Here is a 20,130-nt window from a genome sequence, read left to right as displayed (position 1 = left end):
CCCGCCCGCCCTTCCACGCTCGCCCCCTCTTCCCAGCAACTCGCCGAGCGCTTCCGCCCCGTCTTCGCGCGCATCGCCGAGCACGCGGCGCAGCGCGAGAACGACCGCGAACTGGCCTACGCGCCGGTGGCCTGGCTCAAGGCCGCCCGCTTCGGCGCACTGCGCGTGCCGCTCGCGCACGGCGGGCTGGGCGCATCGGTCGAGCAGCTGTACGACCTGCTGATCGAACTCGGCGAAGCCGACTCCAACCTGCCACAGATCCTTCGCGCGCACTTCGGCTTCATCGAACGCCTGTTCGCCGAGATCGATCCTGCGCTGCACGGCCCCTGGATGCGCCTGGCGGCCGACGGCGTGATCTTCGGCAACGCCACCACCGAGCTCGGCGAAGGCGCGCTCGGCGCGCTGCAGACCACGCTCACGCGCGACGCGCAGAGCGCCGACACGTGGCGCCTGGACGGCGACAAGTTCTACAGCACCGGCACGCTCTACGCCGACTGGATCTCGGTCGCGGCCCAGCGCCTGAACGACGACGGCAGCAGCGACCGCGTGATCGCGCTCGTGCCGGCGGAAGCGGCGGGCGTCGAGCGTGTCGACGACTGGCGCGGCTTCGGCCAGCGCCTGAGTGCCTCGGGCACGACGCGCTTTCGCCAGGTGCGCGTGAAGCCCGAGCACGTGCTGCTGTACGTGCGCGACCAGCCCACGCCGCTCACCGCGCATTTCCAGCTCACGCACCTGGCAACGCTGGCGGGCATCGCACGCGCCATCGTGCGCGATGCCGTGGCCTTCGTGCAGCCGCGCAAGCGCGTCTACAGCCACGGCAGCGGCGCCACGCCGCGCGAAGACCCGTTGGTGCAGCAGGTGATCGGCCAGCTCGCGAGCACGGCCTTCGTGGCCGCGTCGACCGTGCAGGCGGTGGCGCGCGGCCTGGGCGAGGTCGACCGCCACCTGCAGCGCGGCGAGGCCGTGCCCGAGCAGCTGCTGTTCGAGGTGGAGCTGAACACCGCCAAGGCGCAGGCCGGCATCGTCGACGCGGTGCTGCAGGCGGGCACGCGGCTGTTCGACATCGGCGGCGCCTCGGCGCTGCAGGAAGACCGGCGGCTCGACCGGCACTGGCGCAATGCGCGCACGCTGGCGTCGCACAACCCGACGATCTACAAGGGACGCGTGGTGGGCGACCACCTGCTCAACGGTGCGCGGCCGACCTTCTACTGGGCGGTCGGCGCCATCGCGAGCTGAGACGGGAAGAAAAAGGAAGACGCCGCGAGGCGGTGTTCAGACCCGCGGCAGCGCTGCGAGAAAGGTCGACACCACGATGGCAGCCGCGCGATCGAGCTGCAGGATGTCGGCGACGTCGAAGGCGTTCGGCGCCGTGTGGCCGCTGGTGCCGAGCGGCTTGCGGATTTCGACCAGCACTTCGGCGGCGAGTTCGCGATCGCTGCGCGGACGGCCGTCGGGGTGCATCACCCACTCGTCGACCTGCTCGATGGGGATGCTGCGAAACACCCCCACGATCGGGACGTACTTGTAGCGGTCCTCGCCCACGAGGATGGGCACGCTGAGATTGCAAAAAAACGTATTCGTCGACATGCGGAACGCCGTCGCTAGCCAAAGCAAAAGTTGATTAATTGTTTTCGAGTGTGACTCCGATAGTCATTTTCCCGACCGAGGGCATACGGCAAGACGTGACCTTCTGCACACAAAGTGCGGTCAATTCCGCCGAATTACTCGGGAAAACAACTACTTAATTCTTACACAAAGACACGGATGGCGCGCTTTGTGTACGATTTTTGGCATACGAAATGTTGCGACCGCCCCTTCGGCCCACCGAAACAGGCGCGCAAACAGCTGCGCCTCGCGGTGTCCGCACCGCGAGGAACGCAAGAAAAAACGAGAAGAAGAAACTCAGGCCGGCGCGCTGAACTGCGGCGCCCGCCGCTCGATGTTGGCCTTCACGGCCTCGAGCTGGTTGGGGCTGCCGATCAGCGCCTGCTGCTCGACCGACTCGGCGATCAGCAGCTCGGCGGCGCTGTGCGCGAGCGACGCGTTCAGCAGCCGCTTGCCGGCGCGAATGGCGTCGGGGCTCTTGGCGGCGATCTCGTGCGCCATCTGCAGCGCCTCGGCCAGCGGGTCGGCGGCCACGCGCGTGGCCAGGCCCAGGCGCACGGCCTCTTCGCCCGAGAAGATGCGGCCGGTGAAGGTGAGTTCGCGCACGACGTCGGTGCGCGCCAGTTCGCGCATCAGCACCATGCCGGCCATGTCGGGCACGAGGCCCCACTTGATCTCCATCACCGACAGCTTGGTGTCGGCGGCCACGAGCCGGATGTCGGCGCCCAGCGCCACCTGAAGCCCACCGCCGAAGGCCACGCCGTGCACGGCCGCGATGACCGGCACCGGCACTTCGCGCCACACCATCGCCACCTGCTGCGCGGCGTTCGAGAGGCCGTGCGTGCGCGCGACCAGGTCGGTGCCGCCGGCCGAGGCGCCCAGCACGTCGCTGGCGGCGCCCTGCCCCATGCGTTCGAACGACGCCATGTCGAGCCCCGCGCAGAAGGCCTTGCCGCGACCCGCGATGACCACGGCGCGCACGCTCTTGTCGCCCCGCAGCGCCTCGCCCGCCTGGACCAGCGCGTCGAACATCGCGGGGTCGAGCGCGTTCATCTTGTCGGCGCGCGCCAGCTGCAGTTCCACCACGCCGTCGGCGTGGCGGGTCCATTCGATACGGTCGCTCATTGCACGTCTCCTGTCGGTGTCGGGGTATCGGCTCAGTATCGCGCGACTGGGCCGCTGGGCGATGATGCGCACTGTCGCCGACCCAACACCTCCGCCGCCTCGCCATGCCCCTGGACCGCCGTCACTTTCTCCTGCAATCGGGCGCCACCGCCGCCGTCGTCGCGCTGTTCGGCCAGGGCTGCGCGCGCTCGCAGCTGCCGCCTTCCACGGGCGCGACGACCCCGTCGGGCTTCTTCACCAGCGTGCCCATTTCGCAACGCGATGCGGTGGTGGTGCCGCCCGAGTACGAGTGGCAGATGCTCTACCCCTGGGGCGCGCCCACGGGCGTTGCGGGCCGCATGCCGGCCTTCGCGCCCGACGCCGGCAACAGCGCCGACGAGCAGGCCCTGCAGGCCGGCATGCACCACGACGGCATGCACTTCTTCGCGCTCGATGCGCGCGGCGAACGCGGCCTGCTCGTGATGAACCACGAGTACACCGACGAGCAGCTGCTGCACACCGACGGCGTGAAGGCCTGGAACGCCGACAAGGTCCGCAAATCGCTGCATGCGATGGGCGTGTCGGTCATCGAGGTCCGCCGCACACAAGAAGGCTGGCGCCAGGTGCTGCCCTCGCCCTACGCGCGCCGCGTGCACGGCCGCACGCCGATGCGCATCGCCGGCCCCGCCGCGGGCACGCCGCTGATGCGCACCGCCGCCGACCCGACGGGCACCGGCGTCTTCGGCACCTTCGCCAACTGCGCGATGGGCGTCACGCCCTGGGGCACCTACCTGACCTGCGAGGAGAACTTTCATGGCTACTTCGGCGGCCCGAAGGAGGCAGCCAAGAACGCGACACCCGCGCAGCGCCGCTATGGCACGGTGCCGGGCGCGCAATGGGTCGAGTACTGGCGCTTCGACGAGCGCTTCGACCTGAGCCGCCACCCGAACGAGCCGCACCGCTTCGGCTGGGTGGTCGAGATCGATCCCTTCGACCCCGAATCGGTGCCCGTCAAGCGCACCGCGCTCGGCCGCAAGCGCCAGGAAAGCGCGACCTGCACCGTGGCCAGGGACGGCCGCGTGGTGGTCTACATGGGCGACGACGCGCGCTTCGAATACATCTACAAGTTCGTGAGCCGCGACCCCGTGCGCCCTGGCACCGATGCCGCCGCGCGCGCCGCCAACCGGCACCTGCTCGACGAGGGCACGCTGCATGTCGCGCGCTTCGACGCCGATGGGCGCGGGCGCTGGCTTGAACTCGTGCACGGGCGCCACGGCATCGACGCCGCCAGCGGCTTCGCCAACCAAGCCGAAGTGCTGATCCACGCGCGGCTGGCGGGCGACATCGTCGGCGGCACGAAGATGGACCGCCCCGAATGGATCGCCTTGCATCCGCACAGCGGCGAGGTGTACGTCACGCTCACCAACAACTCGCAGCGCGGCGACCTCGGCAAGCCCGGCGCCGACGCCGCCAACCCGCGCGCGCCCAACTTCTTCGGCGGCATCCTGCGCTGGCGCGAGGACGGCGGCGACGCGGCCAGCACCGCCTTCGCCTGGGACCACTACGCGCTCGCAGGCGACCCCACGCAGCCCGGCGCCGGCACGCGCTACCCCAGCGACAGCGCCGACGCATTCGGCTGCCCAGACGGCCTGCACTTCGACAGCGGCGGGCTGCTGTGGATCCAGACCGACATGAGTGGGCAGTCCATGGGCAAGCCGCCCTATGCCGCGCTCGGCAACAACCAGATGCTGTGCGCCGACCCGGCCACGGGCCGCATCCAGCGCTTCCTCACGGGGCCCAACGGCTGCGAGATCACGGGCTGCGTGGTCACGCCCGACCGGCGCACGCTGTTCGTCAACATTCAGCACCCGGGCGAGTCGCGCGACGACGGCGACGCGAAGCACAACAGCGCCTGGCCCGACGGCGCGCAGCCCGGCAGCGCCCGCCCGCGCTCGGCCACGCTGGCGATCCGCCGGCGCGACGGCGGTATCGTCGGCACCTGACAGTCGAACACATCACAACAACAGCCCCAGGAGATCCCCGTCATGAGCATCCGCATCGTCCGCCTCGGCACCCCGCGCGCACCCGGCGAGGGCCTGCGCATCGGCACCGTGCGCCGCCCGCCGCGCGGCGTGCCGAAGACCGAGTTCGCCTCGCAGAACTGGTACGACGTGTGGTACCCCAACCTCGCGCCGTCGGCCGAGACGATGAAGCTGGGGCAGGAAGCCGAGACCCCCGCGCAATGGAACGCCTTCATGCGCAAGTACAAGGCCGAGATGGCCGAGGCCGACGCGAGCCGCAGCCTCGACCTGCTCGCGGCGCTCTCGCACACCGCAGCGCTGGCGGTCGGCTGCTATTGCGAGGACGAGTCACGCTGCCACCGCTCGCTGCTTCGCGGCCTGCTGGCCGAGCGCGGGGCGGACATCGCGGCCTGAGCGCGGTCGCTCAGACCAGCGGCGCGCCGACGAACACCGGCAACTGCTCGGCCTGCGCCGTGTACGCGGCGAGCAATGGAAAGTCCGCCGGGCGCACCGCGTCGGGCAGGATGAACTGCGTGAAGGTCCAGGCCACCGCCGCCGAAATACCGCCCTGCGTGATCGTGTTTTCTGCGGGTGCCGCCAGCGGCGCAGCCGCCAGTTCGCGCTCCACCTCGGCATAGGCCGTATTCAGCTGGCCCTGCACGCGATCGACCCACGGCTGGTGCTGCTTCTCGCTGGGCCGCAGGTTGCGCTCGTAGACGATCTGCACCGTCTTCTCGCAGGCTGCGAGCGCGAGCCCCGTGAGGCGCAGGTCGCGCAGCCGGGCGGCCGGGTCGGCAGGCCACAGGCTGCGGCCGGCGACCGCTTGCGCGTGGTCGATGATGAGCGTCGAATCCATCAGCACCGTGCCGTCGTCGCACACCAGCGTCGGGGCCTTCACCACCGGGTTGATCGCGCGGAACTGCTCGAAGGTGCTGAAGACCGAGATCGAGCGGTGCTCGAAACCGAGGCCGAGCAGGCGCAGCGAGATCGCGGCGCGGCGAACGAAGGGCGAGTCGAGCATGCCGACGAGTTGCATGGGGTCTCCTGAAGAAAGATGACCACCACCATAGCGGCTGCGTCGCACGCGCAGAAGGGCAACCCATCGAAAATCGGCGCCGCCTACCGATCGATCATCGGTCCCCTCTTCTTTCGCCGCACGCCATGACCCTCGACAAGAAAGACCGCCTCATCCTCGAAGCCCTGCAGACGGACGCGCGCCAGAGCCTGGCCGCGATCGGCAAGCGCATCGGCCTGTCGCAGCCGGCCATGAGCGAGCGCGTGCGCAAGCTGGAGCATGCGGGCGTGATCGAAGGCTATGGCGCGCGCGTGAACCTGCGCGCGCTGGGCGTGGGGCTGGAGGCCATCATCCGCATCGACACCACGCACGCGGCCATTGCGCGCTACCTCGCGCTCTTCGAGGCCATGCCCGAGGTGCTCGCGGTGGACCGCGTGACCGGCGCCGACTGCTTCTTCGTGCGCTGCGCCATCGCCGAGCCGACCGACCTGGAGCGCGTGGTGGACGCGCTGGCGGTCGACGGTTCGGTGACCACCTCGCTGGTGCTGTCGAGCCCCGTGCGCAAGCAGGTCACCGTGGGCGCCGCGAAGCCGCCGCGCAAGTAAGCGTCAGCGCTGCGCCTTGTCCTTCTGGTTCTGCGCCTCGATGCGTTCGCGCGCGGCCAGCCAGTCGGCGTCGCTCCACTCGCGCAGCTCGTAGAAGTTGCCGCCGGTGGCCAACGCATTGCCGCCGTCCATCATGATGCTCTGGCCCGTGAGCCAGTCGCACTGGCCCGGCGCCATCAGGAAGGACGCGAGGTTCTGCAGCTCGCTCATGCGGCCCACGCGCGCCATCGGGTTGGTCTTGATGCTGCGCGCACCGGGTTCCTCGCCGGGGTTCAGGCGCTTGCTCATGCCCTCGGTCGGGATCTCGCCCGGGCCCACCGCGTTCAGGCGGATGCCGTGGCGCGCCCACTCCACCGCGAGCGACTTGGTCATGACCTCGATGCCCGCCTTGCTCATGGCCGAGGGCACGACGTAGGGGCTACCGTTGTCGACCCAGGTGACGATGATGCTCATCACGCTGCGGAAGGCGTCGCCCGGCTTCCACGCGCCCGACTTGGCCTGCGCCACCCAGCGCTTGCCCACCGCCTGCGTCACGTAGAAGCTGCCGTGGAACACGATGTTGGCCACGGCGTCGAAGGCGCGCGGCGAGAGGCTCTCGGTCGGCGAGACGAAGTTGCCCGCCGCGTTGTTGACGAGGCCGGTGAGCCCGCCGCTCTGGAACAGGCTCTCGACCATGTCGTCGACCTGCTGCGCGATGCGGATGTCGACGCCGAAGGCATCGATGCGCCGATCGGGAAACTGCTGGCGCCAGGCGGCGGCGGTTTCTTCACAGACCGCCTGGCGCCGGCCGCAGATGGCGACGTCAGCGCCCAGGCTCAGGAATCGCTCGGCCATGGCACGGCCGAGGCCGGTGCCGCCGCCGGTGACGAGGATGCGCTGGCCGCGCATCAGGGATGCTTCGAACATGAGGGGTCTCCTTGGCGTTGCGGCAGCGGCAGGAGCGCGTGCTGCCATCGGCCGCATGCTACGACCGACAGGCCGCCATGGCTTGCGGAATCTGGCTCTGCCGGCGGGTGAAAATGGCCGCGCCCCCTTCCCTTTCACCCCCTGGACCTTCCGGACACACGACCCATGCCCCGTTCCTCCGATGCTTCCTTCCTGCCGCTCGACGGCGTGCGCGTGCTGAGCCTGGCGCTCAACCTGCCGGGCCCCGCCGCGCTGCTTCGCTGCCGCACGATGGGCGCGGCCTGCCTCAAGCTGGAGCCGCCCGGCGGCGATCCGATGGGGCTGTACAACCGGCCCGCGTACACGGCGCTGCACGAGGGCGTGGAGGTCCGCACGGTCGACCTGAAGACCGAGGCCGGCCAGGCGCAGCTGCATGCCGAGCTGGCCCGCACCGACGTGCTGCTGACCTCGTTCCGCCCGTCGGCGCTGCAGAAGCTGAAGCTCGACTGGGCCTCGCTGCAGGCGCGGCACCCCGCGCTGTCCCAGGTCGCCATCGTCGGCGCACCGGGCGAACGCGCCGAGGAGCCGGGCCACGACCTGACCTACCTCGCCGAGAGCGGCCTCGTCACCGGCACCGCGCTGCCGCCCACGCTGTACGCCGACATGGGCGGTGCGCTGCTGGCGAGCGAAGCGGTGCTGAAGGCCGTGCTGCAACAGAGCCGCCAGCGCGGCGGCGTGTACCTCGAGGTGGCGCTGAACGCCTCGGCCGACTGGCTCGCCCTGCCCCGCACCTGGGGCCTGACAAAGCCCGACGGCGCGGTGGGCGGCGCACACGCCGGCTACCGGGTCTACCCCTGCGCCGACGGCCGCGTGGCCGTGGCGGCGCTGGAACCGCACTTCGCCGCGCGCCTGTGCGACGTGGCCGGCGTGGCGCCGCCGGACATGATGGCGCCGGCCACGCACACGGCACTCGCCGCCTGGCTCGCGACGCGCACGCGCGCCGAGCTGGAGGCCATGGGCCGTGAGCGCGACGTGCCGCTGCTCACGCTGGCCGACTGACGGCGCTCAGGACGCCGGCAGGCGCAGGTCGCTCAGCTTGCGGTCGAGCTTGATGAGCCAGATGCGCGTCGGCCGCTCCAGGTCGGAGCCGCGCGTGATGCGTGCTTCGGTCGCGCCCGCCGGGCAATCGCGGAGCTTGCCGTCGACATCGACCTTGCACTCTTCCACGCTGCCAGCCAGGCGGGTGCCATCGGCGCCGAGCAGCACGGTGCCCAGGCCGAAGTCGTTGTCGTTCACCAGCGCCAGCGTCTGGTCATCGACGACCGTCAGGCCCTCGGCCTTCTCGGCCAGCCAGCCCAGCAAGTTCAGGTCGAGCAGCTCGGTCTTGCGCATCGTCACCACGGTCGAATAGTCGACGCCATTCGACGGGGCCTGCGTGATGCTGCTGATCTCGAGGTTGTGGTTGAACTCCGGGGCTGCGATGTTCGTCGCGTTGGCCGGCAGCTCCACCAGCATCAGCTTGTTGAACACCTTGCCGTCGCCCTTGCGCGCGCCCTGCTCGATCACGATGAAGCGGCCGTTGCCCAGGCTCACCATGTCGCCGAGCTTGGCGTTGCCGGTGCGGTCCTTGTCGTACTGGCTGCCGTCGATCGGGTAGGCGTAGAGCTTGGAGGTCTCGGTGGCCGGATCGAACGCGAGCCAGCGCGTGAACTTGGCGATGTGGCGCACGTCGGTGTTGCTGCCGCCCGGCGGCTTGGCCTTGATCGACTTGCCGTTGGCGTCGCGCGGATCGATCGGGCTCTGCAGGAAGCCGTGCAGCACGCCGCTGGCCACATCGAGCGTCAGGCCTTCCATGCCGCGGTTGGGGCGGCGCTGCGCCAGCACCGCCGGCAGGTCGGTGGCGCCGGGGCCGGGCGCGTACTTCTTCTCGACCACACCGCTGGCGATGTTCAGGCGCGCGATGAAGGGGCCGTACTCGTCGCTGGTCCACAGCACGTTGCGCGCCTTGTCGAGCACCAGCGTCTCGGGGTCGAGGCCGTTGGCGTCGTAGCCGGCCTTGGCCTCGTCGAACTTGTACTGGTCGGTCAGCGGGGTCTCGCCGGTCGAGCCCACGCCCGAGCGCGGCGGCAGGCCGGTGATCTTGGTGTTGGCGTCGCGCTTGAGCGGCACGCTGGTGCTGAGCACGGCGCCGGTCTTGCCCACGCGCACGATGCCGAAGCTCGGTGCGAACGACGGCGCCGGGAACACCTTGCTGATGCTGGTGACACCATCGCCGCCGCCGGGCACGGGGGCGGTCGGGCCGTCGCCGTTGGGGCCGCGGTCGGTGATGGCGTAGAACTCGAGCGCGCCGTCGTCGGCCTTGCCCTTGAACGCCAGGCCCGAGCCGTAGGCCGGCAGGAAGCCCTGGGGGAAGTCGGCCTTGATGTCCGTGCTGTCGCCCTCGTAGGGCACGTGGAAGCGGGTGTCGGCCTGCAGCTGGTAACGCGTGACGGCGATGCCGATGGCGCCGAGCTGGTTCGTCTGCGTCGACGCCTCGGTGACCGGTGCGGCCAGGCGCGAGGCCAGCGTGTCCTCGAAGTGTTCGCGGGCCAGCATGCGGCGGTTCGAGTCGACCATGCGGGCATTGTAGGGAGCGGGCAACGCGGCCAACACCGCGTTGAGCGCGGTGTGGAAGGCGTCGGGCGAGGCGTTGAAATCGAGCGCGCCGGCCGTCAGGGCGGCCTTGAGCGCGGGCGTCAGGCGGATGCCGTTGGCGGGGTCGCGGTCCTCGTCGAAGCTTTGCAGCGCGAGCAGGCGGTTGACCACGGCATCGGCCTTCACGTCGCTGCCGCCGGCCAGGGTGAGCGGCGTGATCGCTTCGCCGCATGCGGCGCTGCCCAGGGCCAGCGCGCCGGCGCTGAAGGTGACGGTCTCGCCGTCCTTGCAGGTGAATTCCCCCTTGGCGTTGGTGGCGGCCTTGGCGGCGCTGCCGGCCACATAGTCGAGGCCTTCGACTGCGGCATCCAGGAAGGTGCCGGTTTTCGACTGTGCAGCGGGCGGATTGGTGGTGCCGCCGCCCACGGGGAACGACCAGCCGCCCCCGCCGCCGTTGCCGCCGCCGCAGGCGGTCAGCACCGCGCCAGCGCCCACGAGCGCCAGCCATCCCATCCTCGATCCTCTTGTTGTCTTGCGCATTGCTTGTTGTCCTTGTGATACGCCCGCGCAAAGGCGCAAGCCCCGGCGATTAATGCCGAGGCAGATGACAAGCCCGTGAAACTGCAACCGAAAGGTTGCGGTGGTCAGCGGCCGCTGCCGTCGCGCTGGCGGTCTTCGCGCTTGACCGCGAGGTAGGTGTCGAGGTCGACCTCGTGCAACTGGCGCGGGTAGCGCTCGGCCGCCGCGAACCAGTAACGCTGCCGGCGCTCGGCCGGGTCGTTGGCGCCGGTGGCCAGGTAGGCGTCGAGCGTGAGGAAGTAGCGCATCGCATTGCGCTCCACCAGCCCGCGCAGGCCGCGGATGTACTCGGGCTGGCCGTCGGCGCCCTTGCCCACCACGGTGAAGCCCACCTTGGAACTGCCGAAGGTGGCGAGGTAGGCCTGCGTGGCCAGCCGCACCATCGTGTTGTGGTTGTAGCCGTAGCTGAAGTGCAGGAAGGTCTTGCGCTCGTCGAGCGCCACCGCTTCGAGCCGCACGCGGTAGTTGCTGGTGCCGAACGGGCCGGTGTCGGCCGACATCTCGACCTGCAGGTGCTCGGGCGTGGCGCTGGCCACGCGATAGGCAAAAGGCAGCTCGAAGGCCTGGTCGACCGGCTTGTCGTAGCGGCGCACCACGAACAGCGTGAGCGTCTCCTTGCCCTGCGGCGAGGTGCTGATGCGGCAGCGCCGGTTGTTGATGTGCAGCGTGAGCAGTTCGCACCAGTGGTCCGAGCCCTTGAGCGCTGCGCTGACCTTCGACAGCGGATGCTCGACCACGGCATAGATGTCGCCCTCGAGGCCGCCGGGCGTCTCGGTGGAGTCGAGTTGCACGGGACGCCCGAAGCGGCTCTGGTCGAGCTTGTCGCTGAGCTTCTGGTGCTCGGCACGCAGGGCCTGGGCACCCGCGGGCGCGGAGGCCTCGGGGGCCGCCGCCTGCGCCAGCAGCGACACGCCGTAGCAGGCGGCCACCGCCAGGATGCGCTTCCACGAAACCGGCACGGGGGGCGAACTGCTCATCATGGGGCTACACGATACCCCGGTTCCGCCGCACCAGCAGCAGCATCGCCCCCGCCAGCAGCGCCGCGCCCAGCCATTGGCGCGGCGCCATCGGCTGGGCCAGCCACAGCGCCGCCAGCCAGGCCGCCACCAGCGGCTCGATCAGCGTGCCGACCACCGCCGCCGTCGGCGAGAGCCGACGCGCGCCCCAGGCGAAGGCCAGGTAGGCGACCGAGGTGGTGGCCACGCCGGTGTAGGCCGCGCCCGTCCATTGCGCCGTGCCCTCGGGCCAGGTGATGCCGTTCGCCACGGTGACGCCGAGCATGCACAGCGCCGCGGCGCTCATGCCCCAGGCGGACGCGGTCACGGCCGGCACCCGCGCCGGCATGCGCGCGTTGCCCAGCACCACCAGCGCATAGCAGACGGCCGAGCCGAAGGACCACGCCAACCCTGCGCCGTAGCCCGTCGGCAAGGCGCCCCAGCCAGCGGCCGGCATCACCAGCAGCAGCACGCCCGCCAGCGCCAGCACGAGGCCGCCGAGCAGGCGCGCGCCGAAGGGCTCGTAGCCGCGCAGCACCGACACGCAGGCCACGATCAGCGGCGCGCAGCAGATCGAGATCACCGTCGGCAACGCGGCGCCCAAGTGCGCGATGCCGGCGAACCAGCAGCTCACGTTCAGCGCCATCGCGGCGCCGGTGCCGACGACGTGGCCCTGCTCGCGGCGCGTCAGATGGCGCCACTCGGCATGGGCGACCGGCGCGCGCCGTGTCGCCTGCCAGTGCAGCCACCACAGCAGCGGCATGCCCAGCGCGAACCGCGCCAGCGACAGGCTGTGCGGCGCGATGCCGCCGTCGATCAGGAATTGCGCCACCAGGGCGCCGCCGCCCCAGAGCACGCCGGCCAGCAGCACGCCGCCCCAGGCCAGGGCGGCCGTTGTTCTTGCATTCATGTTGAAACTCTCCGTGAGGCCCGCTGCCTCGGCGTCGCGTCGACGCATTGCCGGGGGCGGGCATGACCATCCGGCCGCCGCCCGGCCTGTCTTCGCTCAGCGGAAGAAGGCGGACGGCAGCGACCACTTGCGGGCCTGACGGGCGCGGCGCGAAGCGCGCGCGAACGTCAGCGGCAGGTCGAGGAAGGGGGAGAGTGATGCAGGTGCATGAGCGGTCGATGATAGGAGCGGTGTCCCGTGGCCACAAGAGAGAATCGCCCGCATGTGCCCTGCCCTCTTTCACCGCAATCCATGAAGCGCCAAGGTCGACTCGTTCGTTGGGAGGCCGAGCGCGGCTTCGGTTTCATCCGCAGCCCGGAGGTGTCGGCCGACGTGTTCGTGCACCTGCGTGACTTTCGCGACCGCCAGCTGAAGCCGCAAGTCGGCATGGCGGTGCACTTCGAAGAGATCCATGTCGGCGGCAAGGGGCCGCGGGCGATGGCCGTGGAGGCTGCGGCCTCGGCGGGTGCCGTACCCCGCGCAGCATCACGCCCGCAGCCTCGCCGGCCTTCGGGTCGCAGCACGGCCGGCACGCCGTGGGGTGCGTGGCTGATCGGGGTCTACGCGGCTGGCCTGAGCGCCGCCGTCTGGCTCGGTCGCCTGCCGCTGCTCGTGTTGGCGGTCGTCGCGGGGCTGAGCCTGCTCACCTTCGCGGCCTACGCCTTCGACAAGCGCGCGGCGCAGGCCGGGCGCTGGCGCACGCAGGAAAGCACGCTGCACCTGCTCGCGCTCGCGGGCGGCTGGCCGGGCGCATGGTGCGCGCAGCAGCTGCTGCGGCACAAGTCGAGCAAGGCGAGTTTCCTGTGGAGGTTCTACGTCACGGTCGCGCTGCACTGCGCGGCGCTGGGGGCGTGGGTGTTCTGGCTGTCGAAGCACGCGGCCTTCGGCTGACCGCGCCTTCGACCAGGCCTCAACGCACCTTGCGTGAAGGCTTGTTGAGCGGCTTGCCACCGCTGCCGTTGTCGCGCGGCGGCAGGCCCGTGTGCTGCGTGAGGATGCGGCCCTTGGAGGGCTTCACCGGCGCCAGCCTGACCGGTGCCGCGGCCTTGGCGGCCACCGGCGCGGAGGTCGAGTTCTTGCGGCGCGCGCTCGTGTAGCCGCCATCGGTCAGCGGCTGCCACGTCGGGATGAGGTGGTGCTTGCCGTTGCCGATGAGGTCGGCGCGGCCCATGCTCTTGAGCGCCTCGCGCAGCAGCGGCCAGTTGTTGGCATCGTGGTAGCGCAGGAAGGCCTTGTGCAGGCGGCGGCGCTTGTCGCCGCGCACGATGTCCACCGTCTCGCTCTCGCGCGTGATCTTGCGCAGCGGGTTCTTGTTGGTGTGGTACATCGTCGTCGCCGTGGCCATCGGGCTCGGGTAGAACGTTTGCACCTGGTCGGCGCGGAAACCGTTCTTCTTGAGCCAGATCGCGAGGTTCATCATGTCCTCGTCGCTGGTGCCCGGGTGCGCGGCGATGAAGTACGGAATGAGGTACTGCTTCTTGCCCGCCTCGGCCGAGTACTTCTCGAACATCTGCTTGAACTTGTCGTAGCTGCCGATGCCGGGCTTCATCATCTTGGTGAGCGGGCCCTGCTCGGTGTGCTCGGGCGCGATCTTCAGGTAGCCGCCGACGTGGTGCTGCACCAGCTCCTTCACGTACTCGGGCGACTGCACGGCCAGGTCGTAGCGCAGGCCGGAACCGATGAGGATCTTCTTGATGCCCTTGAGCGCCCGCGCGCGGCGGTAGATCTTGATGAGCGGGTCGTGGTTGGTGCCCAGGTTCGGGCAGATGCCCGGGTACACGCAGCTGGGCTTGCGGCACGCCGCCTCGATCGCGGGGCTCTTGCAGCCCAGGCGGTACATGTTGGCCGTGGGGCCGCCCAGGTCGGAGATGGTGCCGGTGAAGCCGCTGACCGAATCGCGGATGGCCTCGACCTCCTTGATGATCGAGTCTTCCGAGCGGCTCTGGATGATGCGGCCCTCGTGCTCGGTGATCGAGCAGAAGGTGCAGCCGCCGAAGCAGCCGCGCATGATGTTCACGCTGAAGCGGATCATTTCCCACGCGGGGATCTTGGTCGCGCCGTCGTGACTGCCGTTCTCGTCGGCGTAACGCGGGTGCGGGCTGCGCGCGTACGGCAGGTCGAACACGTGGTCCATCTCGGCCGTGGTGAGCGGAATGGGCGGCGGGTTGATCCACACGTCGCGCGCGGTGGCGCCCTCGCCGTGCGCCTGCACGAGTGCGCGGGCGTTGCCGGGGTTGGTCTCGAGGTGCAGCACGCGGTTGGCGTGGGCGTAGAGCACCGGGTCGCTGCGCACCTGCTCGTACGACGGCAGGCGGATCACCGAGCGATCGCGCGGCGGCACGGCGATCTTGCCGCGACCTTGCAGTGCCGGGTTGGGCACGAAGTTCAGCGGCTTGATGGCAGGGTTGACGACCGAACCGGCGGCGGAGCCCGCGGCTTCGGCGGCCTTGGCGACAGCTTCGGCCTCGTCTTCCTTCGCGCAGGTGGCGCCGTTGGCCTTGGCCTGGTCGGACACCATCAGGTACGGGTTGACGTGCGCCTCGACGCGGCCCGGCTCGTCGACGCTGGTGGAGTTGATCTCGAACCAGGCCTCGGGCGTTTCGCGGCGCACATAAGCCGTGCCGCGCACGTCGGTGATCTGCTGCACCGGCTCCTTGGCGGCCAGGCGGTGCGCGATCTCGACGATGGCGCGCTCGGCGTTGCCGTACAGCAGCAGGTCGCACTTGGCGTCGACGACGATGGAGCGGCGCACCTTGTCCGACCAGTAGTCGTAGTGCGCGATGCGGCGGAGCGACCCTTCGATGCCGCCCAGGATGATCGGCACGTCGTTCCAGGCTTCCTTGCAGCGCTGCGAATACACGATGGCCGCGCGGTCGGGGCGCGAGCCGCCGACGTCGCCGGGGGTGTAGGCGTCGTCGCTGCGGATCTTCCGGTCCGCCGTGTAGCGGTTGATCATCGAATCCATGTTGCCGGCCGTGACACCGAAGAACAGGTTCGGCTTGCCCAGCACCTTGAAGGGCTCGGCGCTTTGCCAGTCGGGCTGCGCGATGATGCCCACGCGAAAGCCCTGCGCCTCGAGCATGCGGCCGATGACCGACATGCCGAAGCTGGGGTGGTCGACGTAGGCGTCGCCCGTGACCACGATGATGTCGCAGCTGTCCCAGCCGAGCGCGTCCATCTCCTTGCGCGAGGTCGGCAGGAACTTGGCCGTGCCGAAACGGGCCGCCCAGTACTTGCGGTAGCTGGTCAGCGGCTTGGCGGCACGCGCAAAAAAGGAGACGTCGACGGGGGCGTTCATCGGTGGGAGCGGACAGCGCCGGGGCGCCGCCTGTGTGGGCAACCCTCGATTTTAGGGTTTTCCAGCATTTCTGTCGCCCAGAAGATCCCTTGCCCCGGAATGAGAGGGCTCTTATTTGATTGCCCAAGTCAATCAATTTGAATGACAATGGCAACCATGTCCACGCCAACGCCCTCCGTCGACCCGTCCGCCGTCAAGGCCATCCGCCGGTTCAACCGCTTCTACACGCGCCGCATCGGCGCCCTCGACCCCTATCTGGGCAGCGACCTGTCGCTGACCGACGTGCGCGTGCTCTACGAGCTGGCGCACCGCGAAACCCCCGTCGCCAGCGAGATCGGGCGCGACCTGGGTTTCGACGCCGGCTACCTCAGCCGCATCCTGCGCCGCTTCGAAACCCACGGCTGGCTCACGCGCGAGCCGCACCCGCGCGATGCCCGCCAGAGCGTGCTGCGCCTGACCGAAGCCGGCCACGCCGCGTTTGCGCCGCTGCAACAGAAATCGCGCGACGAAGCCGCCGCCCTGCTCGCCGCGCTGCCGCCGGCGCAACAAAACCAGCTGGTGCAGGCCATGGACACGGTGCAGGCGCTGCTCGAACCGGTCGCATCGCCGGCCCGGCCCCAGGCCGCCGTGCTGCGCGACCCGGCGCCGGGCGACATCGGCTGGGTGGTGCAGCAGCACGGCGAGTTGTACGCGCGCGAATACGGCTGGGACCACCGCTTCGAAGCGCTCGTGGCGGGCATCGCGGGCGAGTTCCTGCTCAAGTTCCAGCCCGAATGGGAGCGCTGCTGGATCGCCGAGCTCAACGGCGAGCGCGTCGGCGCGATCTTCGTGGTGCGCAAGTCGGCCACCGTGGCGCAGCTGCGCATGCTGATCCTCACGCCGGCCGCGCGCGGGCTGGGCCTGGGCGGGCGCCTCGTGGACGAGTGCATCGCCTTCGCGCGCCGCAAGGGCTACAAGAAGATGACGCTGTGGACCAACAGCTGCCTCACCGCCGCGCGCAGCATCTATGCCAAGCGCGGCTTCCAGCTCACGCACTCGGAGCCGCACGAGGGCTACGGGCAGCCGCAGGTGGGCGAGACGTGGGAGCTGAAGCTGTAGCGCTTACTGCATGTACCAGCCGTGGCTCACCACCAGCGACTGGCCGGTGAGTGCATTGGTCGGGAACGCCGCGAACAGCAGCGCCACGCGCGCCACGTCGTCGGTGGTGGTGAACTCGCCATCCACCGTTTCCTTGAGCATCACGTTCTTGACGACCTGCTCCTCGGTGATGCCCAGCGTCTTCGCCTGCTCGGGAATCTGCTTCTCGACCAGCGGCGTGCGCACGAAGCCCGGGCAGATCACGTTGGCGCGCACGCCGTGCTTGGCGCCTTCCTTGGCGACCGTCTTCGCAAGACCGATGAGCCCGTGCTTGGCCGTCACGTACGGCGCCTTCAACAGCGACGCCTCCTTCGAGTGCACCGAGCCCATGTAGATCACGCTGCCGCCGCGGCCTTGCGCGTACATGTGCTTCAGGCAGGCCTTGGTGGTGAGGAACGCACCGTCCAGGTGAATGGCGAGCATCTTCTTCCAGTCGGCGAAGCTGAACTCGTCGACTGGATGCACGATCTGGATGCCGGCGTTGCTGATGAGGATGTCGATGCCGCCGAAGGCCTTCGCGCCCTCTTCCACCGAGGCATTGACCTGGTCTTCGTTCGTCACGTCGACCGCCACGCCGATGGCCTGCGCGCCCGTGGCCTTCAGTTCGGCGGCGGTGGCATCGGCCGCTTCCTTGTTGAGGTCGGCAATGATGATCTTGGCGCCCTCCTGCGCGAACAGGATGGCGATTTCCTTGCCGATGCCGCTGGCCGAGCCGGTGATGTAGGCGACCTTGTCCTTGAGTTGCATGGTGAAGCGTCCTTGGAAGTGGTGGATAGGAAAAAAACGAGCAAGAACCGGGCACGCGCCCGGCTGACGTCCCTCAGCGCGACAGCCCCGGCCGCTTGATGCGCCCGGTGCCCGGCTCGCCGAGGTCGAAGGTGGTCACGCCGTTCACCGTGGCGTCGGCGCGCAGCGTCTCGGGATGCGCGAGCGTCTTGCCCATGTCGCGCACGCCCGATTCCCAGTGCTCCTCGACCGCGGCGCGCGAGAACTCGTAGTCCTTCGACTCGAGCTCGTACGTCTTGTCGCGGTAGATCAGGTGAAAGATGTCGATCGGCTCGTGCGTGAGCTGCGCCTGCACCTCGACCACGCTCGGGTCGTTGCGCAGGCCGGGCGGCAGCTTGGCGATCAGGTCGGCAATGGCCTGCTGCAGGTTCATGTTGGCCGCCAGCGCGTCGGTGTTCAGGCGCGTGCGGCTCGAATAGGTGATGTCCTTCTGGCGCTCCATCACGCCCGACAGCGTGTGCGGCATCTCGCCGCGCGCGTTGAACAGGTCGACCTGCAGCACCACCAGTGCCTCGGAACGCGGGTGCGTGTCGAGCACGTACTGCAGCGGCGTGTTCGAGACGATGCCGCCGTCCCAGTAGTCGTCGCCGTCGATGTGCACCGGCGCAAAGCCCGGCGGCAGCGCGCCGCTGGCCATGATGTGCTCGGGGCCGATGCGCTGGCGCGTGTTGTCGAAGTACACCGAGTTGCCGGTGCGCACGTTGACGGCGCCGACGCTGAAGCGCGCCTCGCAGGCGTTGATGCGGTCGAAGTCGATGAGCCGCTCCAGCGTGGCCTTCAGCGGCGAGGTGTCGTAGTAGCTCAGGAGCGGCGCGGCACCGCCCAGCAGCAGGGCCGGCGAATAGCGCGGCTCGAAGAAACCGGGGATACCGACCAGCGACGCCATGGTGGCGCTCCACTGGTTCTGCGTGGCGCGGTCGCCCAGCCACGACGGCAGGCGCTGCGCCGGCCCCGAAGACACCAGGTGCCAGAACTCGCGCAGCCGGTCGACCCGCTGCGCGGGCCCATTGCCGGCGATGAGCGCGGCGTTGATGGCGCCGATCGACACGCCCGCGATCCAGTGCGGCTGCAGGTCGGTCTCGCTGAGCGCGGCGTACACGCCCGCCTGGTAGGCGCCGAGCGCACCGCCGCCCTGCAGCACGAGCGCCTTGCGGGCGGCGCGCATGCCTTCGCGGCGGGCGATGAAGGGATGGGGTGGTGCGTGCGAAGAAGAGGAAGCAGCGGTGGCGGCGCGAGGCTTTTTCTTGGGTGTCGTCGTCATGCGGTCATTGGACACCAGCCCCGCGACAGCCACCTGACCAGGGGCCTTTTCGCGGCTTAGGCCCGGACGAATCTCACATCTTCGGCAGCATCTGCCCGCGGATCTCGCCGCCCGGGTTGGCGGCCGTGTGGATGTTGGCGTACCACTTGCCGGCCACGAGGTCGGCCGCCTGCGCCGGCGTGAGCGTGGCCTGGCCCTCGATCGGGCTTGCCGTACTCGCGAAGGGCAGCACCACGCCAGCATTCGCACCCGCGGCGGCGGGGCCGTGGAAGTGGGCCGCCGTGGCCGGGCCGCTCAGGCCTTCGTAGGTGATCTTGTACTTGAGCACGTTGGTGTCGCGGTTGAGCCAGGCCTCGGCCATGCCGCTGCCGCGCGTCATGTTGGGCGGCACCTGGCTGGCCGCGTTCATCGCGCCGCTGAAGCTCGCGACGTTCGACTTCGACATCATTCCGCAGCCGGCCAGTGCGACGGCGGCCAGGCCCGCGACGAGGGTGCTGCGCCAGAGTGTGCGAGTGTTGTTCATGGTCGGGGTCTCCTGTGGATGAAAGCATTCAGCATAGGCAGACGCCGCCTGCGGCCTTGTCGGCCAGCGCCCCTTCTTCGCACGCCTGTGCAAGAGAATGCAACGATGATTTCCGACGACACCCTTCCTTCTGCACACGACGTGGTCGCCTTCTGGCGCGATGCCGGCCCCGAGCGCTGGTTCGCGAAAAGCGATGCCTTCGATGCCGCATGCATCGACCAGTTGGCCGCCGCCCACCAGGCCGCGGCCAGTGGCCGGCTCGACCACTGGGCCGACACCGCCGAAGGCGCGCTGGCGCTGCTCGTGCTGCTCGACCAGTTCCCGCGCAACGCCTGGCGCCAGAACCCGCACATGCTCGCCACCGACGGCCTCGCGCTGGCCGTGGCGCGCCGCGCCGTCGAGGCCGGCTTCGACCGGCAGGCCGAGGCGCTGATGCAGCGCTTTTTCTACCTGCCCTTCATGCACTCGGAGGTGCTGGCCGAGCAGGAGCGTTCGGTCGAACTCAACGCCACGCAGGACGCCAGCACGCAGCACTTTGCCGTGCTGCACCGCGACATCGTGGCGCGCTTCGGGCGCTTTCCGCACCGCAACCGGATGCTCGGGCGCACGTCCACGCCGGAAGAGCAGAAGTTTCTCGACGAAGGCGGCTTCGCAGGCTAGGGCCTGTTCACCCTATTTCTGGCGTCGCGTTGGCTGGCAAAGGGGCTGGCTGCAAGGCGCCCGTGCGCAGCAA

At 69.7% G+C, this 20,130-nt stretch carries 19 protein-coding genes; 8 read left to right on the top strand and 11 right to left on the bottom strand.

The window, feature by feature from the left end; genetic code table 11:
• The coding region (locus AC3WQR_RS30160; protein ID WP_492745652.1) for an acyl-CoA dehydrogenase family protein at window positions 1–1,236 on the top strand (1,236 nt) is incomplete at its 5' end.
• A gap of 36 nt (window positions 1,237–1,272) precedes the next feature.
• On the opposite strand, the gene AC3WQR_RS30155 is transcribed toward AC3WQR_RS30160, so the two are convergent.
• Together AC3WQR_RS30155 and AC3WQR_RS30150 are read right to left on the bottom strand one after the other, a co-directional pair.
• Window positions 1,273–1,587, bottom strand: coding sequence for a hypothetical protein (locus AC3WQR_RS30155; protein WP_070060970.1), 315 nt, complete (start codon window positions 1,585–1,587; stop codon window positions 1,273–1,275).
• Window positions 1,588–1,902: 315 nt separating this feature from the next.
• A complete protein-coding gene (locus AC3WQR_RS30150) occupies window positions 1,903–2,730 on the bottom strand; it encodes a crotonase/enoyl-CoA hydratase family protein (RefSeq protein ID WP_159276569.1) in 828 nt (275 codons plus the stop codon).
• Window positions 2,731–2,834: 104 nt separating this feature from the next.
• Here AC3WQR_RS30150 and AC3WQR_RS30145 point away from each other — a divergent pair, with 104 nt between their 5' ends.
• Window positions 2,835–4,712, top strand: a complete 1,878-nt coding sequence (locus tag AC3WQR_RS30145; protein ID WP_492745649.1) for a PhoX family protein — start codon at window positions 2,835–2,837, stop codon at window positions 4,710–4,712.
• A 42-nt stretch (window positions 4,713–4,754) separates the two neighbouring features.
• On the top strand, window positions 4,755–5,144 hold the full coding sequence (locus tag AC3WQR_RS30140) for a DUF488 domain-containing protein (RefSeq protein WP_095947243.1): 390 nt from the start codon (window positions 4,755–4,757) through the stop codon (window positions 5,142–5,144).
• A 10-nt stretch (window positions 5,145–5,154) separates the two neighbouring features.
• On the opposite strand, the gene AC3WQR_RS30135 is transcribed toward AC3WQR_RS30140, so the two are convergent.
• Entirely contained in the window at window positions 5,155–5,766 is a 612-nt protein-coding gene (locus tag AC3WQR_RS30135; RefSeq protein WP_159276565.1) for a glutathione S-transferase, read from the bottom strand.
• 125 nt (window positions 5,767–5,891) lie between these two features.
• Here AC3WQR_RS30135 and AC3WQR_RS30130 point away from each other — a divergent pair, with 125 nt between their 5' ends.
• Complete coding sequence (locus tag AC3WQR_RS30130; RefSeq protein ID WP_139704551.1) at window positions 5,892–6,350, top strand: Lrp/AsnC family transcriptional regulator; 459 nt, start codon at window positions 5,892–5,894, stop codon at window positions 6,348–6,350.
• A gap of 3 nt (window positions 6,351–6,353) precedes the next feature.
• Here the strand turns inward: AC3WQR_RS30130 and AC3WQR_RS30125 are convergent, their stop codons facing one another.
• Window positions 6,354–7,256 (bottom strand): SDR family oxidoreductase, encoded by a 903-nt coding sequence (locus tag AC3WQR_RS30125; RefSeq protein WP_095745627.1) that lies wholly within the window; start codon window positions 7,254–7,256, stop codon window positions 6,354–6,356.
• 165 nt (window positions 7,257–7,421) lie between these two features.
• Between AC3WQR_RS30125 and AC3WQR_RS30120 the strand changes: the two genes are divergently transcribed.
• Complete coding sequence (locus AC3WQR_RS30120; protein WP_159276563.1) at window positions 7,422–8,294, top strand: CoA transferase; 873 nt, start codon at window positions 7,422–7,424, stop codon at window positions 8,292–8,294.
• A gap of 6 nt (window positions 8,295–8,300) precedes the next feature.
• On the opposite strand, the gene AC3WQR_RS30115 is transcribed toward AC3WQR_RS30120, so the two are convergent.
• The 3 genes from AC3WQR_RS30115 to AC3WQR_RS30105 all read right to left on the bottom strand — a co-directional run bounded on the left by AC3WQR_RS30115 (window position 8,301) and on the right by AC3WQR_RS30105 (window position 12,353).
• Window positions 8,301–10,382, bottom strand: a complete 2,082-nt coding sequence (locus AC3WQR_RS30115) for an esterase-like activity of phytase family protein (RefSeq protein ID WP_492745646.1) — start codon at window positions 10,380–10,382, stop codon at window positions 8,301–8,303.
• A 131-nt stretch (window positions 10,383–10,513) separates the two neighbouring features.
• On the bottom strand, window positions 10,514–11,425 hold the full coding sequence (locus tag AC3WQR_RS30110; protein ID WP_492745644.1) for a hypothetical protein: 912 nt from the start codon (window positions 11,423–11,425) through the stop codon (window positions 10,514–10,516).
• 7 nt (window positions 11,426–11,432) lie between these two features.
• A complete protein-coding gene (locus AC3WQR_RS30105) occupies window positions 11,433–12,353 on the bottom strand; it encodes a DMT family transporter (RefSeq protein WP_492745642.1) in 921 nt (306 codons plus the stop codon).
• Window positions 12,354–12,644: 291 nt separating this feature from the next.
• On the opposite strand from AC3WQR_RS30105, the gene AC3WQR_RS30100 reads away from it, so the two are divergent.
• Window positions 12,645–13,283, top strand: a complete 639-nt coding sequence (locus AC3WQR_RS30100; protein ID WP_492745640.1) for a DUF1294 domain-containing protein — start codon at window positions 12,645–12,647, stop codon at window positions 13,281–13,283.
• Window positions 13,284–13,302: 19 nt separating this feature from the next.
• Here the strand turns inward: AC3WQR_RS30100 and AC3WQR_RS30095 are convergent, their stop codons facing one another.
• A complete protein-coding gene (locus tag AC3WQR_RS30095; RefSeq protein ID WP_159276554.1) occupies window positions 13,303–15,690 on the bottom strand; it encodes a YgiQ family radical SAM protein in 2,388 nt (795 codons plus the stop codon).
• A 156-nt stretch (window positions 15,691–15,846) separates the two neighbouring features.
• Here AC3WQR_RS30095 and AC3WQR_RS30090 point away from each other — a divergent pair, with 156 nt between their 5' ends.
• Window positions 15,847–16,788 (top strand): bifunctional helix-turn-helix transcriptional regulator/GNAT family N-acetyltransferase, encoded by a 942-nt coding sequence (locus tag AC3WQR_RS30090; RefSeq protein ID WP_492745637.1) that lies wholly within the window; start codon window positions 15,847–15,849, stop codon window positions 16,786–16,788.
• 3 nt (window positions 16,789–16,791) lie between these two features.
• Here AC3WQR_RS30090 and AC3WQR_RS30085 read toward each other — a convergent pair whose 3' ends face one another.
• The 3 genes from AC3WQR_RS30085 to AC3WQR_RS30075 all read right to left on the bottom strand — a co-directional run bounded on the left by AC3WQR_RS30085 (window position 16,792) and on the right by AC3WQR_RS30075 (window position 19,397).
• On the bottom strand, window positions 16,792–17,574 hold the full coding sequence (locus AC3WQR_RS30085) for a 3-hydroxybutyrate dehydrogenase (RefSeq protein ID WP_070060982.1): 783 nt from the start codon (window positions 17,572–17,574) through the stop codon (window positions 16,792–16,794).
• A gap of 73 nt (window positions 17,575–17,647) precedes the next feature.
• Window positions 17,648–18,874: a patatin-like phospholipase family protein gene (locus AC3WQR_RS30080; protein ID WP_492745634.1), complete on the bottom strand. Its 1,227-nt coding sequence runs from the start codon at window positions 18,872–18,874 to the stop codon at window positions 17,648–17,650.
• 73 nt (window positions 18,875–18,947) lie between these two features.
• Window positions 18,948–19,397, bottom strand: coding sequence for a CHRD domain-containing protein (locus AC3WQR_RS30075; protein ID WP_492745632.1), 450 nt, complete (start codon window positions 19,395–19,397; stop codon window positions 18,948–18,950).
• Between the two features lie 105 nt (window positions 19,398–19,502).
• Here AC3WQR_RS30075 and AC3WQR_RS30070 point away from each other — a divergent pair, with 105 nt between their 5' ends.
• Complete coding sequence (locus tag AC3WQR_RS30070; RefSeq protein ID WP_095947233.1) at window positions 19,503–20,057, top strand: DUF924 family protein; 555 nt, start codon at window positions 19,503–19,505, stop codon at window positions 20,055–20,057.
• The last annotated feature ends 73 nt before the right edge of the window (window positions 20,058–20,130 follow it).

The sequence above is a fragment of the Variovorax sp. FW305-3-2-15-B-LB1 genome (assembly GCF_058787635.1).
The sequence above is the reverse complement of the archived record's forward strand: the minus strand, read 5'-3'. Positions and strand labels throughout refer to the sequence as shown.